Raw genomic sequence first — 15,850 nt, forward strand, 5'->3', positions numbered from 1 at the left:
AGGGCTCCTAGCGCAGTACGGATTTGAGTTCGATGAATCGACGGGTCGCCAGCAACCCGGCCGGATGACTGTGGCAGCGAGCCGAGAGCCAGGGCATCAAGGTTTGCATCTGCTCGTCGGGCGTCTGGCCACGCAGCGCCTGCTGCAGACTTTGCACATCGGGATCTTCTGCCGGCGCGGGCAACTCGCCGGCGGCGCCATGGTTGCGCCGGGGCGTCGAACGAGTGCTCTTTTCCAGCCAGTCACCGGCTATCCAATCGTGCAGCAGCTGCTTTTCGTACGGGCTGAACACCCCGAACATTGCCGCGCCGGCCCCTTCGATCAGGGTCCAGAACCGACTGTGCTGCGGATCCTCGTGACGCCGGATCCAGCCTTTGCCTTGCAGCGCGTCAAGGAAGCCTTCCAGTTGGCCCGGCGCCGCCAGCCACTGGTTGACCGTCTTGCCCTCGAACTTGCAGTAGTCGGAGTGCATGTGCTGGCCGAACGGGCGCTTGCGTTCGAGCATGTCCAATACTTCGCGATACAGATCGAACGATTCGATGATCGCCCGGCTGCCCTGCCCCAGGTCATTCAGGCGATAACCCAGGGTCACCCGACGCCAGAAAGCTTCGCGGTCGGCTTCCATCGGCATCAGTTGCAGCAGCGATTGCACGGCTTTATGGGCGTGGCCGGTGCTGGCGTTGTCGATGGTCACGTGGAGAGTGAAGTAATAGGGATCGATGTCCAGTTCGCTCAGCTCATAGGCGCTGATCAACAGATGCAGGGGCAGTTGCTCGTAGCCCAGGTTGTAGCCGATGACCTCGGGCAGGTATTCATCGCCGGCGTAGCCCAGGGCCAGTTGCACTGCGCCTTGCAGGTAACGCTCGTCGTCGATGTCCGGCGCATCCGCCAAGCCGTGTTCGGCAAGCAGTTTGCGGTAGATCACCACATGGTTCTGCGCCGGGACGCCGTCGCCCAATTCTTCCAGGTAGGTGCACAGCAAACCTTCGAAGCGGTGGTCGTGCCAGTGCTTGAGCACGCCATACAACCAGGCACCGTCCACCAGTTTGGTCGGTGCGACGGCCTGAAGGAAATACAAGGCGTGGGCCTTGTTGGTGAAGAACTCCCGTGCGCCGCCGTTCTTGCGCCGTTCCAGGTAATCGCCATATTGCCGGGCCACGCCGGCGCTGTGTTGCTCGACCCAGGCTTGCAGGGCCATCGGGTCGTCGGGCATTTCCTGGGGCAGCGCCTCGGCCTTCTCCAGGCATGATTGGAGAAAAGCCTGGGCCACGGCTTGCCTGTCGGCATCGTCCGGCCCCTGGAGCAGCCGCTCGTAGCATTGGCGAACGTTCCCGGCGGCGGTGAACGGATCTGTAAACGGCCGCTCGGTGGCGGGCCGGTGAAGGGAAGTCAGCGCAGTCATAAGGGCCTCATGGGTGCTTGGCAGGACGCTGAATCAGCACGTCTCTTCCAGAGCAGAGCCTTGGGCGCGGCGAAAAATTCCCTCGGATTGAAATGCCGCCGGATAAACGGGGCGCACCGTTGTAATGGGAACCCTCGCTTCGTTCGAGCTCTCGAATGGAAGAACCAGGGGTGACAACTCTGTGAGGACCAAGGGTGTAGCAATTCTGTGGCGAGGGAGCTTGCTCCCGCTGGGTCGCGAAGCGGCCCCAAAAACTCGCGAGCGCTGCGCACTCGAGCGGGAGCAAGCTCCCTCGCCACAGTAGCGCTTGGCGCCACAATGAGTGATACAAGGAGCACCAATGATTTTCACAGCGTGGGTTGCGGTACTCGGTGCTGTATTGCTGACCCTGGCCCTGACTTCTTCCTACCTGCGCTGGATGCCGGTGACCACGTCGGCGATGTGCCTGGCGCTGGGGGTCGCCATCGGCCCGGCCGGGCTGGGTTTGTTGAAGCTGGACGTCAGCGACTCCACGACCTGGATGGAACACCTCACCGAAATCGCCGTGGTGTTTTCGCTGTTCGTCAGCGGCCTCAAGTTGCGCCTGCCCTTCAAGGACCGCACCTGGCGCGTGGCCTATGGGTTGGCCGGGCCAGTGATGATCCTGAGCATCGCCGGCCTGTGCCTGGCATTGCACTACCTGTTCGGCCTCGGTTGGGGCGTGTCGCTGCTGATCGGTGCGATGCTGGCCCCGACCGATCCGGTGCTGGCGGCGCTGGTGCAGGTCAACGATGCCCGGGATGACGATCGGGTGCGGTTCGGGCTGTCCGGTGAGGCCGGGTTGAACGATGGCACGGCGTTTCCGTTCGTGATCCTTGGCCTGTTGATGCTGCGTGACGACAATGGCGGCTTCCTCGCCGAATGGGCCTTGCGCAATGTGTTGTGGGCTGTACCGGCAGGCTTGCTGATCGGTTACGCGATGGGCCGCGGCATTGGCCGCCTGACCTTGTCGATGCGCATCAAGAATGCCGACAGCACTCTATCACCCAACGATTACCTGGCCCTGGCGTTGATCGCGTTGGCCTATGTCGCCGCCGAATCGGTCCAGGGCTATGGCTTTCTCTCGGTGTTCGCCGCCGGCTTGGGGTTGCGCCAGGCCGAGGTCGCCTCCACCGACAAGGACTCGCCGCCGGCCGAGCACCTGGTGCAACCGGTGGTGGGACACGAAACTGTCGCCCCGCGGCAAGCCGTGCTGGGCGACACCGAGTCCCTGGATGACGGCCAGGTGGCCGCCGGTGTGATGATGGGCGACATGCTCGCCTTCGGCAGCCTGGTGGAGCGCGCCATGGAAGTGTTCCTGGTGACGCTGCTCGGGGTGGTGCTGGCCAATCATTGGGACTGGCGGGCCCTGGCCATCGGCGCCCTGTTGTTCGCTGTCATCCGTCCAGTGTGCGTGCTGGCGATGCCCTGGGGGCGCTTGCTGGACCGCTCGCAACGGCTGCTGATCGGCTGGTTCGGCATACGCGGTATCGGCAGTCTGTTCTACCTGTTCTTTGCCTTGAACCATAACTTGCAGCCCGAGGTGGCGAGCCTGTGTATCAACCTCACCCTCTCGGTGGTGTCCCTGAGCATCCTGGTCCACGGCTTGAGCACCCAGCCGACCCTGGCGTGGTATGAACGCCATAAGCGATCAGGCTAGGCCAGTAGGCCTCAAGCCCCGGGGTCGCTCACCTGGATATAAACCGAATACACCCCGAGCAACACCCAGAACGCGGCAAAGATCCATGGCGTGCGCACCGAAAACAGCAGCGACTTGCGGTAGCCCTTGTGGGTCGATTCCCGCTCGCTAAACAGCGGCGACTCGTCATAGACCAGGCCCATCATCGGTTCGGAGCGCAGCAACTCACTTTGTTTGAAGTGCCAATGATCAATGATTTCGTAAGCGGCACGGATACCCGGCCAGGCATTGAGGGAGCTCAGGAAACCCAGCAAGGCCAGGAACGGCGGCACGATCAAGGTGAACAACTTGCCCCATTCCGGGTTCAGGTTGGCCATGCAGGAGGCGAAGGCGATCACCAGGAACGACTGGGCGGCCAGGTACGCATCGGTACGATTGGCCAGGATGCTGGTTTCGTACTGGATCTCCCGACGATAGAAATCCAATCGCTCCTTGGGAGAGCCGAACAACTTGGCCTGGTGTTCCGTCAGTTCTTCTTCCTGGGTCTGGCTGGTCAGGATTCGGGGCATTGCGCGGGCTATCCCTCAGTCATGGTTCGAATCTGTTGGATGATCGCGCCGCCAGGCAAGTTCAAGCCAATGGACAGCAGGTCCAACGAAACGCCGTCTCGCCGCCAGGGTCTGTAGATCATCGACGGCATGTGAGGACAGTTGAGTGGATTATCTTGGATGGGTGCAATGGCCGGCGATGGTGGTGACGGTGCTCGCCGCCTGGCTGATCGGATCACGCCAGCCGCGACGGCGGGTAATGGGTTTCAGTTGCTTCATCGCGAGCAACATTCTGTGGGTAGTCTGGGGGCTGCATTCGGATGCGTATGCGTTGATCGTGTTGCAGTTCTGTTTGTGTGCGATGAATTTGCGGGGGTTCAAGAAAAACACCACTGGATAGTCAGGAGACGCGCCCCTGTGGCGAGGGGATTTATCCCCGCTGGGGTGCGAAGCAGCCCCAAAACGGATAAATCCCCTCGCCACAGGAGATCACCACAAGTCAGGTCATTTCATCGTCTGCCCAATCGCCTGCACCAAATCAATCTGCTTGAACGGCTTGGTCAGCCGTGGCAGTTGCGTGGCGAAGCCTTCCAGGCGTTCGGCGTAACCGGTGGCAAGAATCACCGGCAAGGTGGGTTGGCGGTCTCGCAGCAATTTCGCCAGTTGCGCACCGTCCATCTGGGGCATGGCCATGTCGGTGATTACCAGGTCGATGTCCGGGTTGAGCTCGTACAGCTTCAGCGCCTGCGCGCCCGACGGAGCGCAGAGCACCCGGTGTCCCAGGTCTTCGATCAACAGGCGGGTGCTGGTCAGCACCAGGCTGTCATCGTCGACCACCAGCACCAGCAATTCCTGGGTCGACAACGGCGCCGACGCCTGGACCGGCAGTGTCTCCGGTGCCGAGTGATCGGCCACCGGTAGCCACAACTCAGCGGTGGTACCGACCCCCTTCTGGCTCTTGAGGATCAATCGCCCGCCCAACTGCTCGGCCAGGCCATGCACCATGGACAAGCCCAGGCCCGTACCCTTGCCGACCCCCTTGGTGGTGAAGAACGGGTCCACCGCCGAGGCCAGCGTCGCTTCATCCATCCCCTCGCCTTCATCGGTGATCGACAGGCAGACGTACCGTCCGGGCTTCAAGGGCAGTTCCGGTGCCCCGGTTTCCCGTCGCTCATCGGCCGCAATCAGGATGCGCCCGCCGTGGGGCATGGCATCCCGGGCGTTGGTCGCCAGGTTGAGGATGGCCAGCTCCAGCTGGTTGACGTCCGCCAGGACCGGCGACAGCGCATCGGCGAAGCTGGTCTGGATGTGGATTGACGGGCCCATGGAGCTTTGCAGCAGACCGCTGATGCCCTGCACCAACCCCGCCAGTTCGACCGATTCGGACGTCAGTTTCTGCCGGCGGGCAAAGGCCAGCATCCGCTGGGTCAGCGAAACACCGCGTAGCGCGCCCTGGGTCGCATTGTCCAGCAGTTGGCCGAGTTTCGGGTCGACAGGCATGCGCTTGCGCACGATCTCCAGATTGCCGAGGATCACCGTGAGCAGGTTGTTGAAATCATGGGCGATGCCGCCGGTGAGCTGCCCGATGGCCTGCAGCTTCTGCGATTGAAACAGCGCCTCGCGGGCCTGTTCGAGGGCCTGCTGCGCCTGGGTAGCGTCGGTGATGTCGCGGGTGATCTTGGCGAACCCCAGCAACGCGCCCGTGTCGCTGCGGATCGCATCGATGACCACGTGGGCCATGAACCGCGTACCGTCCTTGCGCATCCGCCAACCCTTCTTCTCGAAGCGCCCCTCGCTGGCGGCGATGCTCAGCGCCCGCTCTGGCTCACCATTTTCACGGTCTTCGGGGGTGTAGAACATCGAAAAATGTCGGCCGATGGCCTCCGCCGGCAGATAGCCCTTGATGCGCTGCGCGCCCTGGTTCCAGTTGGTCACCTGCCCATCAGGATCGAGCATGTAAATGGCGTAGTCCGTAACGCTCTGTACCAGCAGGCGGAACTGCTGCTCGCTTTGCTTGAGGGTTTCCTCGGCCATCTTGCGATCGGTCAGGTCGCGGGTGATCTTGGCAAAACCGAGCAAGGTGCCGCTCTGGGTGTCGATGATCGGGTCGATGACCACGTGGGACCAGAACAGCGTACCGTCCTTGCGCACCCGCCAGCCCTCACCTTCGAAACGGCCTTCGCGCAAGGCGGTGTCCAGTGCGCGTTGCGGCAGGCCGGCGGCGCGGTCCTGATCGGTGTAGAAGCGGGAGAAATGCTGGCCGAGGATTTCGGACTCCTCATAACCCTTGAAGCGCCGGGCACCGGAATTCCAACTGGTGATGATGCCTGCAGGGTCGGTCATGTAGATGGCATAGTCGACCACGGCGTCGATCAGCAGCCGAAAACGCTGTTCCTCGTTGATGCGGGCAGTCTTCTGATTGTTCTCAAGCATTTTTGGCCGGAGCGTCCGTGTAGATTTCTTTGCGAAGTATGGTGCAATTCCCTTTGTGAGCGCGAGCCTGCTCGCGATAGCGGTCGTTCAATGGGCACCTAAGAGACTGACACACCGCTATCGCGAGCAGGCTCGCTCCCACAGGATCTGGCAGGATGTTCTTGACTGACAGACCACCAACCCGGCAATAAGTGCTGCACCCGGGCCTCGCCGAACCGGTCGTCGATCAACATCACCACCCCCCGGTCCTGTTGGGTGCGGATGACGCGACCGGCGGCCTGGACGACTTTCTGCAGGCCGGGATACAGGTAGGTGTAGTCGTAGCCATCGCCGAAGATCGCGGTCATGCGCTGCTTGATCTGTTCGTTGACCGGATTGAACTGCGCCAGCCCCAGGGTGGCGATGAACGCGCCGATCAGCCGTGAGCCCGGCAAGTCGATGCCCTCGCCGAACGCGCCGCCCAGCACCGCGAAGCCGATGCCCTGGGTGTGTTCCATGAACCGTTCGAGAAAAGCCTGTCGGGACGCTTCGTCCATTCCTCGGGATTGACTCCAGATAGCGATGTCCGGATGCCGTTCGGCAAACAGCCCGGCCACCTGTTGCAAGTAATCGAAGCTGCTGAAAAAGGCCAGGTAGTTGCCGGGACGCTCGCCGAACTGGCGCGCCATCAAACCGACAATCGGTTCCAGCGAAGCCTGGCGGTGGGCAAAACGGGTGGAAATCCGACTGACGACCTGGACGTCCAATTGCCCGGCGTGGAACGGCGATTCCACGTCGATCCACACCGTGTCCGCCGGAGTGCCCAACAGGTCGGCGTAGTAGTGCCGCGGGCTCAGGGTCGCGGAGAACAGCACGCTGCTGCGGGCCGCCGTGAGCCTTGGCCGCAAGAAACCGGCCGGCACCACGTTGCGCAGGCACAAGGTGGAGAGGCTGCGCTGACGGCCGAGTTCACGCTTATGGATGTCGAACAGGAAATGCTCGTTGAACGATTCCGCCACTCGACCGAACTGCAAGGCCTCGAAGTAGAACGCCTGTAAATCGCCGTCCAGGCCCTGGGGATGGTCATTGAGGTAATCGCCGATGGCCGTGGTGCACAGGGACAGCGCCTGGAGCAGTTTCTCCGGTGGTTTTTCATAGGCCTGGTAGGCCGCCATCTGCGGAGCGTGCAAGGCGTTCCATTGACGATTGACCCGCTGCAAGGCTTTCTTCAGGGCTTCGGGAGCGGTTCTGCGCACGGCGGCCAGTGTCGACTGGTCGAGTGTCGCGCTGTACATCTGCCGTCCCCGCTCCACCAGGTTATGGGCCTCGTCCACCAGGGTCGCGACAGTCAAGCCATCGGCCTGGGCCAGGGCGAACAGCAAGGCGCTGAAGTCGAAATAATAGTTGTAGTCGGCGACGACCACGTCTGCCCAACGGGCCATTTCCTGGCTGAGGTAGTACGGACACACCTCATGGGCCAGCGCAATCTCGCGCAAGGCAGCCTGATCGAGCAAGGTGAGCCTGCTGGCGGCCTCGCGGGCGCCGGGCAGGCGATCATAGAAACCACGGGCCAACGGGCAGGATTCGCCGTGGCAAGCCTTGTCCGGGTGCTCACAGGCTTTGTCCCTGGCGACCATTTCCAGGACCCGCAACGGCATCGACGGCGCGCTATGGGTGATCACTCGCGCCGCATCCAGGGCCAGCTTGCGCCCCGGCGTCTTGGCCGTGAGAAAGAACACCTTGTCCAGCTGCTGCGGCGCCAGGGCCTTGAGCATCGGGAACAGCGTGCCGACGGTCTTGCCGATGCCGGTGGGCGCCTGGGCCATCAGGCAACGTCCGGTACTGACAGCCTTGAACACCGACTCGGCCAGGTGCCGCTGCCCCGGCCTGAAGCCGGCGTGGGGAAAGGCCAGCGTTTGTGCGCCGGCATTGCGCGCCTGTCGATGGGCCATTTCCTGTTCGGCCCAGACCAGGAACAAGGCGCACTGCTGTTCGAAGAAGGCTTCGAGCTGCGTCGCCTCGAAGCCTTGCGTCAGGCAGGTTTCCTTCTCACTGACGATGTCGAAATACACCAGCGCCACCTCGATACGCGACAGCTGCAGCTTCTGGCACATCAGCCAGCCGTAGATCTTCGCCTGGGCCCAGTGCAACTGGCGATGATTGGCCGGCTGCCTGGAGAGGTCGCCGCGATAGGTCTTCACCTCCTCGACGCAGTTGCGGACCGGGTCGTAGCCGTCGGCCCGTCCCTTGACCCGCATGCTCCGGTAACGGCCTTCGAGGCTGATCTCGGCCTGATACGTCTCGCTGCGCCGGGACGCCACGGTGCGGTGGCCGACAATGCCTTCCAGTGCCGTGGGCGACGGGGTAAAGCGCAGGTCCAGGTCACCGGTCTTGGCGGTGAACTCGCATAACGCCCGCACGGCGATGCTGTAGGCCGGCTCCAGGGTCATGCGCCCTGCTCCATCCATTGCACATGGCAGACCGCAACGGGCATCCGGTGTTCGTGACAGAACGCCAGCCAGCGCAATTGATTGTCCTGCAGGCGATCGCCGGGGCCTTTGACTTCGATCATGCGATAGGTCTTGTGCTGCGGCCAGAACTGGATCAGGTCCGGCATGCCGGCCCGGTTGGCCTTGATGTCCAGCAACAGGCGATTGAACCAATGCTTGAGGTGTTCGGCCGGCAGGCAATCGAGCGCCTGATGCAACAGTTCTTCGGACACGGCGCCCCAGAACACGAAAGGCGACTGGACGCCCCATTTCTCCGTATAGCGACGGACAATGGTGTCCCGATAGCGTCCGTCGTCGAGTTCCGCGAAGCAGGCTGCGAACAGCTCGGCGCGGCGGACAGGGAAATCCTCGTTGAGCAGGTCCACCGGACCGCGCTGGAACGGATGGAAAAACGCCCCCGGCAACGGCGCGAAAATCGCCGGCCAGCACAACAGGCCGAACAACGAGTTGATCAGGCTGTTCTCGACGTAATGCACCGGAGCGGTGTCGTCGTGCAAATGGGCCTGGACGTGATACTCCACCGACAGGACCGGATCGACGCGGGGCAGGTGCAGGTCCAGCCGCTCCACGTCCCGGGCCACGGCACGGGGCACCGGCGGCCCGCCCAGTTTGCGTTGCAAACGCGGCAGGACCCTGAGCAATGCCTGGGTTTCAGCGGCGTTTTCCGGCGCACGCGCAGCCACTTCCCCCAGTTCCAGGGCCAAGGCGTACTCGCCGATGCGCTCCAGCACGCGGATCATCCGCAACCGTGCACCGGGGTAGGTGCAATCGCGATAGATGCACAGGGCCTGGGCAAAATCGCCGATGCGTTCGGCGTGCTGGCCGATCTGGAACAGCAACTTGCCCCGCCGCCGCTCCAGCCATGGGTTGTCCAGAGCCAGTGCATTGACTTGGCCGACGATGTCTTCCAATGGCTCGCCGGCTTCGAAACGCTGCTGGCAATCGTGCAGGGACAGACAGGCATCGACATCCTGACGGCTGCGCAAGCCGCGGGATTCGGCACTGAACGCCACGGCTTCATAGGTAAAGATGCCCAGGTCCGCCAGCACGAACTCCGACCAGTCCTGATAGAGGTTGCCAAAGAACATCAGTCGCAGGCGGTCGCAGGTTTCCATGATCGTCAGGCTGTACAACCGGTCTTGCAGTTGCGGGCACCACTGATTGAATGACTGTGCTTCGTCCAGGCGATCACCCAGGGCCTGGAGCCATTCGGTCTTTTTCGCCTTGGGGCGTTCGATCAGGTGGCCCAGGCACAGGATGATTTCCGGCTTGAGCAACACTTCGAACAGTTCGACGAGGTTCAAGGGCTGCTGGTCCTGGACCCAGCTCAGGGCCAGCAGCGGCCCTACCGCCACGCCAATGTCGCCGATTTCCAGGTAATGCAACTTGCTGTGCCGAAAGCGCAATCCCTTGCGCATCACCATGCGCACCAGCAACCCCTGGGACGGACGTGGCAAGGACGTGAAGTCATCGATGAACCGCTGCTCCTCCAGGCTGAGCACGTCGGCATAGCGTTGCGTCAGCCAGGCAAGCACCTGCTGGAAATTGTTCAGGTAGTAGAAGGGATCGTCGAGAGGGTTGGCTGTCACGGGAAGAAGCGCCACGGGTGCTGGAGTACTGGTTATGCGTACAGATACCAGCAACGGACGACTCGGGCAACTGCAAAGGATGAGTGGTTCCTTTAATTAAAAGGTGAAATCCCTTGGTAGACGATGAACTTTCCTACAGTAAGCAGGACCAATGGCGGTTGATTACAGTGATGGCGCAGCCGGATGAGCTGCGTCCTTTTGATCGAGAGGTATGGATATGAACATCAGATTTCTGGGCCTGCCTTTGGCTGCCGCAGCGTTCCTGGCGCTGGCCGGTTGCTCGACGCCGACCGTCGTGACCTTGCAGAACGGTACCCAGTATTTGACCAAGGACACCCCCAACACCCGCACGTCCGACGGTTTCTACGAGTTCGAAGACATTGCCGGCAAGAAAGTCCGGGTGCGCGCCGACGACGTGGCGACGATTCGCAAGGAAGACTGAACCCTCTGTGGGCGAGTGTCAGCCGACACATTTTGCGACCGCACGGCCGCCATCGCGAGCAGGCTCGCTCCCACTCGGCTCCCACAGGGGATCTGCGGTGATCACAGAATCACGGTCACCGCCGGACAATGTGGGAGCGAGCCTGCTCGCGATGGCGGCACATTCAACATCGATGCAGGCAGGTCCACCGCTATCGCGAGCAAGCTCGGTTCCCACAGAGGCATCAGGCGAACACCATGTTCTCCCCAACCTGCCCCAGCCCTACCCCCACCAAAGTCACCGAACTGTCGCCCACCGTGAGCAACGTGTCGGCGCCCACCTGCGACAGGTGCTGGCTGTAGTCGTAACCCGCCCCGGCTCCCTGTACGCCGATGAACACCAAGGTGTCCCCCCCGTCGTAACCGCTGATCCGGTCCTGGCCGAACGCGCCGTTGAAGATGAAGGTGTCGTTGCCACCGCCCGATTGCATCACGTCATTGCCCGAACCACCGACGAAGGTGTCGTTCCCGGCACCGCCGACCAACCGGTCGTTACCCTCCAGGCCGAACAGCCAGTCGCCCGTCGCCCGCGCCACCAGGGTATCGTCAGCCGCGCTGCCGTTGGCCGATGAGGCATACGCGGTCAGGTTGCCCCCGGTCAACAGGCCGTTGGCGGTGACGCTGTGGCTCACCTCATTCTTGAGCATTCCCCAGAGCGCTCCGGGCTCCTGGCTGACCAGCGTACCGATGTCGCGAGTGATGCTGATCGCGCCGTGGGCATCACGCACGTACAGCGTGCCGGCCCCGTCATGGGCGAAGCTGAAATCCTTCACCGACTGCTGCAACTGCAGACTGTTGGTGCCCTGCCCGCCCAGGATCACGTTATAGCCACCGCCGTCGCGGAACGTATCGTTGCCGGCGCGGCCTTCCAGGTAATCGTTGCCTTGGCCGCCCTGGATCAGATCGGCCTGGTCGCTGCCAATGATGAAGGTGCTGCCGGTATGGGCGTCGGCGTTGCGATTGAGGTCCTGCACCCAGGTATTGCCCCGGGCCGGGTCCGACAGGTTGGCGACGATGATGGTGGAGTCTTTTTCGGTCAGGTCGTAGAACGCCGACCCCATGATCCGTCCCATGCCATCGCCATAACCGGTGGGCAGGTGGGAAATCCAGGTGGGAATGTTGAGGATGGAAAACGGCAACACGTTCCAGGCCGTCGAAGCGTAGTGGTCGTTGAAGCTGACGATGTTGTTGGTGGCCGATTCCTGTGGCGCATCATGCACGCCCACCGACGCCAGGTTGAACGTCGAGCCGTCCAGCGCCCGGAAGACCGGGTCGTTTTCATAGCCGATGTTCAGCACTTTGTCGGTGCCGCTCTGTGTCGGTGAGGCATAGGCAATGTAGTTGGCGCTGTTGTAGAACCCCGACCACTTGTCCGCGCTCAAGTCTGCCATGCTGTTGACCGCCAACCCGCCCAGGCTGTGACCGCTGACCTGCACGTCCTTGCCCGTCAGGCCGTGGGCCTGGGCAAACCTGGCGACATCCCCAAGCAGGTTGCCGAAGGCTTCACCGGCGTAGTTTTTCGCATAGTCCTTGGGCCCCAGGGCGGCCATCAAGTCGTTGATCACATCGCCGATGGAGTCGGTGATCAGGTTTTCCCGGGGGCCGCTGGTACCACGAAACGACACGCCGATTTCCTGCAGATGCCCCTCGGCGTCGTACTTGCCAAGGATCTCCACTTGCGCGGTGGTGTAGCCGGCCTTCTCGCCAAAGAACGTTCCGCGACCATCCACCTTGCCGGCATAGCCCAGTTGCGAGGCGCTGATGGGGGTCCAACCGGCCTTTTGCAGCGCTTCGAGGGCAAGCTTTTCCGAGTCGGGATTCCACGGCACGCCGGGAATCACTCCCTGGGAATCGGTGCCGCCCAGCAGCGCCGTGACCAGGGTCGCCGGCAGACCGGCACCGAAGCCATTGTGCTGGTAGCCGGAAGCGAAGCCGTTGTCGAGGTTATGGTAGGAATACAGCATGATCGCCATCGCATCGCTGACCAATGCCTTGGACTCGGTGGTGCCGAGGTTTTTGTAGTCGTAGATACCCATGTGTTGCTGCCTCTCTTTTTGTTGTTGGAATAGGTGCAAAGTGAAGGGTCCAACCGGCCGTTTCTCCTCGGCTCAGAATTGCCAGTCCAGGGTCAATCCGACGCCGTGGCTTTTATCCCGGGTACCGAGCACGCCGTTGTAGTCCAGGTTGACGCGCACATCCCTGGCCACTGCGAGCCCGGCCCGAGCGCCGATCACCGCGGCGTTGCGGTCCATGGACACGCTCTGCACCGCGAAGGTGTCTGTGCTGCCGGTAAACGCCAGGTCCTGTTCGGAACGGGTATTGCTCAAGTTGTGCTGCCAGCCCAGGGAGCCGGAGAGTTGCAGTTGCTGGGTCCGAGACAGCGCCAGGCTGTGGCTGGCCCGCACGCCCAGGGTCGACAGCAGCGCATCGCGACGGTCATCGCCACCGTGCAGGGCTGCGCTGTCACCTTTCTCATGGAAGCTGTCGCTGTCCAGGTGCACATAGGCCAGATTGGCGAACGGCTCCAGGGCCACGGGTTGCAGGTCGAGGCGATAGGCCGCTTCGGTGAAGACCTGGCCGGTGCGCGCATCGCGCTTGGTTTTCTCCCGGCCACTGACCTCGGCCCACTGCAACTCACGTTTGGCGTCGATGCGATGCCAGCTGTAGGCGCCGCCGACGGTCAGGCGCAGTGCGTCGATCTCATGCCCCAGGTAGGCCCCCAGGTGATAGCTGTCGACCTCGGCCGACGAATGCGTGCCATCCCCCATGCTCAATGAACTGTCGCTGTATCCGGTGACGAAGCCCAGTCGTGTCCGTTCGCTGATCAAGCCGTCGCCACCGATCAGCAGCCCACCGATGGAGCTGTTGGAGCTGGCGTTGTCATGCCCCCCGTCGCTTTTGCCCCAGGCGCCGAGCGCCTTGACCCAGAGATTGCTGTCGACGTCGGTTGGCGTATTGGCGTCGTACAGCGCGTCCTGGCGCAGGCGATCACCCACGGCGTCTCGCAGGTAACGGCTGTGGTTGATCAACAACGTGCCGATGGCCGGGTGGATCTCGCCGGACAATTGCTGGAACGCCTGCTGCGCCACCGCAGTGCTGGATGACAACAGCAAGGTTTCGTAGAGGGCGTTGCCGGCGCCCAATTGCTCAGCCGCGGACGCTACGGAACGCTGGTTGGGGGTCAAGCCGAGGCTGCTGAACGATGCCGCGTTGCGCGCCACCGTCAGTTGAACGCCGCTGGCGGAGTACCCCAGGTTGCCCCCCAGGAACGCATAGTTGGGCAGCACCTCGCCAAAACGCCCGTCGATGCCGCCAGCCGCCTGCAGGATGTCGAGCTGACGCCCCAGCAGGTTGCTCACTCCGCTGGCGGCCAGCAGCGTCGGGCTGTTTTCCAGAGACAAGGCCACTGTCGCGCCGTCGACCGTGGCCTTGCCGCCGGCAATGATCTGGTCGCTGGAGGTCGGCGACACTTCCACCGCGTAGGTCGAGCCCGGTTGGAAGGTCACATCCCCGGCCACCTGCAACGTGCCGATGGAGTTGCCCGGCGCCACGCTACCGCCTTGGTTGGCGGTGAGGCTGGCGATGCGTCCGTTCCCGCCCAGTACCCCGCCGTCATTGACGGTCACGACCGACGCCAGTGAACCGTTGATTGCCAGGCGCCCCTCGTTGACCAGGGTCGGCCCGCTGTAGGTGTTGTCACCGGTGAGTATCAAGGTGCCGATGCCCTCCTTGGTCAGGCCACCGTGACCGGCTATGTCGTTGCGCCACACATCCAGCCCGCACTGGATTCCGCTGCACACCCGTTCCGTGGGTTTGCCGGCATCGACGATCGCACCGACGCCCGGCAAGTCCGCCACGAACTGCCCGGAACCGTAGGCACCGTCGACGCGGAATTCCACGGGAATGTCCTGCTCGGTCACCAGCATCGCCGGACCGTCGATGGCCTTGCCCAGGTTGATCATGCCCCAGCCATACAGCGAATCGACGCCAGGGGTGCCCATGTCGGTGGCCGTGGTACGCAGCACGCTGGCGACCTGGTCACCGGTCATGTACGGGAAGCGCTCCATCAACACTGCCACACTGCCGGCGACATGGGGCGCGGCCATGGAGGTACCGCTTTTGTTGCCGTAGCCCACCGTCAGGTCATCGGCGCTGGTGCCGCCGATCACAGCGCTGTAGACCCGGGTGCCCGGTGCCGATACGCAGAAACTGGCGGTATAGCCACAGCGCGACGAGAACGTGCTGATGGTGTAGGGATCGGGACTGCTGGTGTCGGGGTTGACCTGCAGGGCGGCGACCGTGAGCCAGTTCGGCGCGATGTCCGGCACGAAATACGCCAGGCCCGCGATGGCATCGGGGTTGTTGAGGTTGTAGTCGTTGCCGGCGGCGAAAATGGTCACGATACCACTGCGGGCGGCGGCGATGGCGCCTTCGTAGGCGCCGCCCGGCCGGGTGCCCAGCAACGGCTGGATCTGGTCGAACTGCAGTTGCGCGTCCTGCACAGTAAAGTGCGGGAAGGCCGGGTCCCGGCCGCCCTGGTCGAAGCGGTCGGTGATGCCGATGCCCCAACTGTTGTTGATGATCCGCGCGCCGCTGGCGATCAGCGCATCCCAACCGGCTTTGTAAACCGCACCGTCGTTACCGAGGATGATGCCGTCCTCCGGACCGGGGTCGCCGTTGTCGGCGCTGATGATCTGCGCGTCGAACGCCACGCCGTGCATCGGGCTACCGTCACGGCTGCCGGCGGCGATCCCGCCGACATGGGTGCCATGGGAGCCCAGCTTGCCGTCGGAGCCCACCGTGGGTGAGCCATCGTAGCGGAACGGGTCACCGGCCTTCACCGGAATGTAGGGGTCGGTGTATTCGCGGATGCCGCTGGTGACCAGGGTCACGACTTTATTGGCGCCGGAAAACTCCGGATGCGCGGCGTAGACCGGTTGGTCGAAGATCCCCAGCTTGACGCCCTTCCCGGTGTAACCGGCGGCATAGGCCTGCTGCGCATTGATCGCGCCCAGCCCCCATTCGGCGTTGAATTCGGCGCTGCGCCAACTGTCCGGGTCCCCGGACCTGCCGCCCTCGACATAAGGCGCCGCCTGGGCCGAGCCCAGGGTTGCGACTGCGCAGAGCACGGCGTGATTCAAGGTCTTTAGGAGAAACAGGCTGCGTGTTTTTCCGGGTTGCTTGTTGTTATCGATTTTCATGAACCATCCTTAGTTGTTGCAAAAGTCCTGTGGCTTTCCTGTCCCTTGGGG

9 protein-coding genes are annotated in these 15,850 nt (G+C 62.9%); 2 read left to right on the plus strand and 7 right to left on the minus strand.

What is annotated here, in order from left to right; all coding sequences use genetic code 11:
- Positions 1 to 7 precede the first annotated feature (7 nt).
- Positions 8 to 1,402, minus strand: coding sequence for an iron-containing redox enzyme family protein (locus N005_RS22375; RefSeq protein WP_047703173.1), 1,395 nt, complete (start codon positions 1,400 to 1,402; stop codon positions 8 to 10).
- Between the two features lie 340 nt (positions 1,403 to 1,742).
- Here N005_RS22375 and N005_RS22380 point away from each other — a divergent pair, with 340 nt between their 5' ends.
- Positions 1,743 to 3,080, plus strand: coding sequence for a cation:proton antiporter (locus N005_RS22380; protein WP_047703174.1), 1,338 nt, complete (start codon positions 1,743 to 1,745; stop codon positions 3,078 to 3,080).
- An 11-nt stretch (positions 3,081 to 3,091) separates the two neighbouring features.
- Here N005_RS22380 and N005_RS22385 read toward each other — a convergent pair whose 3' ends face one another.
- From N005_RS22385 to N005_RS22405, 4 genes are all read right to left on the minus strand, one after another.
- Entirely contained in the window at positions 3,092 to 3,628 is a 537-nt protein-coding gene (locus N005_RS22385; RefSeq protein WP_047703175.1) for a hypothetical protein, read from the minus strand.
- 483 nt (positions 3,629 to 4,111) lie between these two features.
- The gene (locus N005_RS22395; protein WP_047703177.1) at positions 4,112 to 6,040 is read right to left on the minus strand and encodes a hybrid sensor histidine kinase/response regulator; all 1,929 of its coding nucleotides are present in this window, start codon (positions 6,038 to 6,040) and stop codon (positions 4,112 to 4,114) included.
- A 98-nt stretch (positions 6,041 to 6,138) separates the two neighbouring features.
- The gene (locus N005_RS22400) at positions 6,139 to 8,469 is read right to left on the minus strand and encodes an ATP-dependent DNA helicase (RefSeq protein WP_047703178.1); all 2,331 of its coding nucleotides are present in this window, start codon (positions 8,467 to 8,469) and stop codon (positions 6,139 to 6,141) included.
- Positions 8,466 to 10,118 (minus strand): VRR-NUC domain-containing protein, encoded by a 1,653-nt coding sequence (locus tag N005_RS22405; protein ID WP_047703179.1) that lies wholly within the window; start codon positions 10,116 to 10,118, stop codon positions 8,466 to 8,468. Before N005_RS22405 ends, N005_RS22400 begins: the two co-directional genes overlap by 4 nt.
- A gap of 217 nt (positions 10,119 to 10,335) precedes the next feature.
- On the opposite strand from N005_RS22405, the gene N005_RS22410 reads away from it, so the two are divergent.
- Positions 10,336 to 10,560: a YgdI/YgdR family lipoprotein gene (locus N005_RS22410; protein WP_024776392.1), complete on the plus strand. Its 225-nt coding sequence runs from the start codon at positions 10,336 to 10,338 to the stop codon at positions 10,558 to 10,560.
- Positions 10,561 to 10,783: 223 nt separating this feature from the next.
- Here N005_RS22410 and N005_RS22415 read toward each other — a convergent pair whose 3' ends face one another.
- Positions 10,784 to 12,634 (minus strand): polyurethane esterase, encoded by a 1,851-nt coding sequence (locus tag N005_RS22415; RefSeq protein WP_047703180.1) that lies wholly within the window; start codon positions 12,632 to 12,634, stop codon positions 10,784 to 10,786.
- Between the two features lie 72 nt (positions 12,635 to 12,706).
- Entirely contained in the window at positions 12,707 to 15,799 is a 3,093-nt protein-coding gene (locus N005_RS22420) for an autotransporter serine protease (protein ID WP_047703181.1), read from the minus strand.
- Between the last annotated feature and the right edge of the window lie 51 nt (positions 15,800 to 15,850).

This window comes from Pseudomonas mediterranea CFBP 5447, assembly GCF_000774145.1.
Lineage (GTDB): Bacteria > Pseudomonadota > Gammaproteobacteria > Pseudomonadales > Pseudomonadaceae > Aquipseudomonas > Aquipseudomonas mediterranea.

Coding starts and splice junctions, on each gene's coding strand:
- N005_RS22380 (WP_047703174.1), top strand. CDS start 1,743: ATGATTTTCACAGCGTGGGTTGCGGTACTCGGTGCTGTATTGCTGACC.
- N005_RS22395 (WP_047703177.1), bottom strand. CDS start 6,040: ATGCTTGAGAACAATCAGAAGACTGCCCGCATCAACGAGGAACAGCGT.
- N005_RS22410 (WP_024776392.1), top strand. CDS start 10,336: ATGAACATCAGATTTCTGGGCCTGCCTTTGGCTGCCGCAGCGTTCCTG.
- N005_RS22375 (WP_047703173.1), bottom strand. CDS start 1,402: ATGACTGCGCTGACTTCCCTTCACCGGCCCGCCACCGAGCGGCCGTTT.
- N005_RS22385 (WP_047703175.1), bottom strand. CDS start 3,628: ATGCCCCGAATCCTGACCAGCCAGACCCAGGAAGAAGAACTGACGGAA.
- N005_RS22415 (WP_047703180.1), bottom strand. CDS start 12,634: ATGGGTATCTACGACTACAAAAACCTCGGCACCACCGAGTCCAAGGCA.
- N005_RS22400 (WP_047703178.1), bottom strand. CDS start 8,469: ATGACCCTGGAGCCGGCCTACAGCATCGCCGTGCGGGCGTTATGCGAG.
- N005_RS22420 (WP_047703181.1), bottom strand. CDS start 15,799: ATGAAAATCGATAACAACAAGCAACCCGGAAAAACACGCAGCCTGTTT.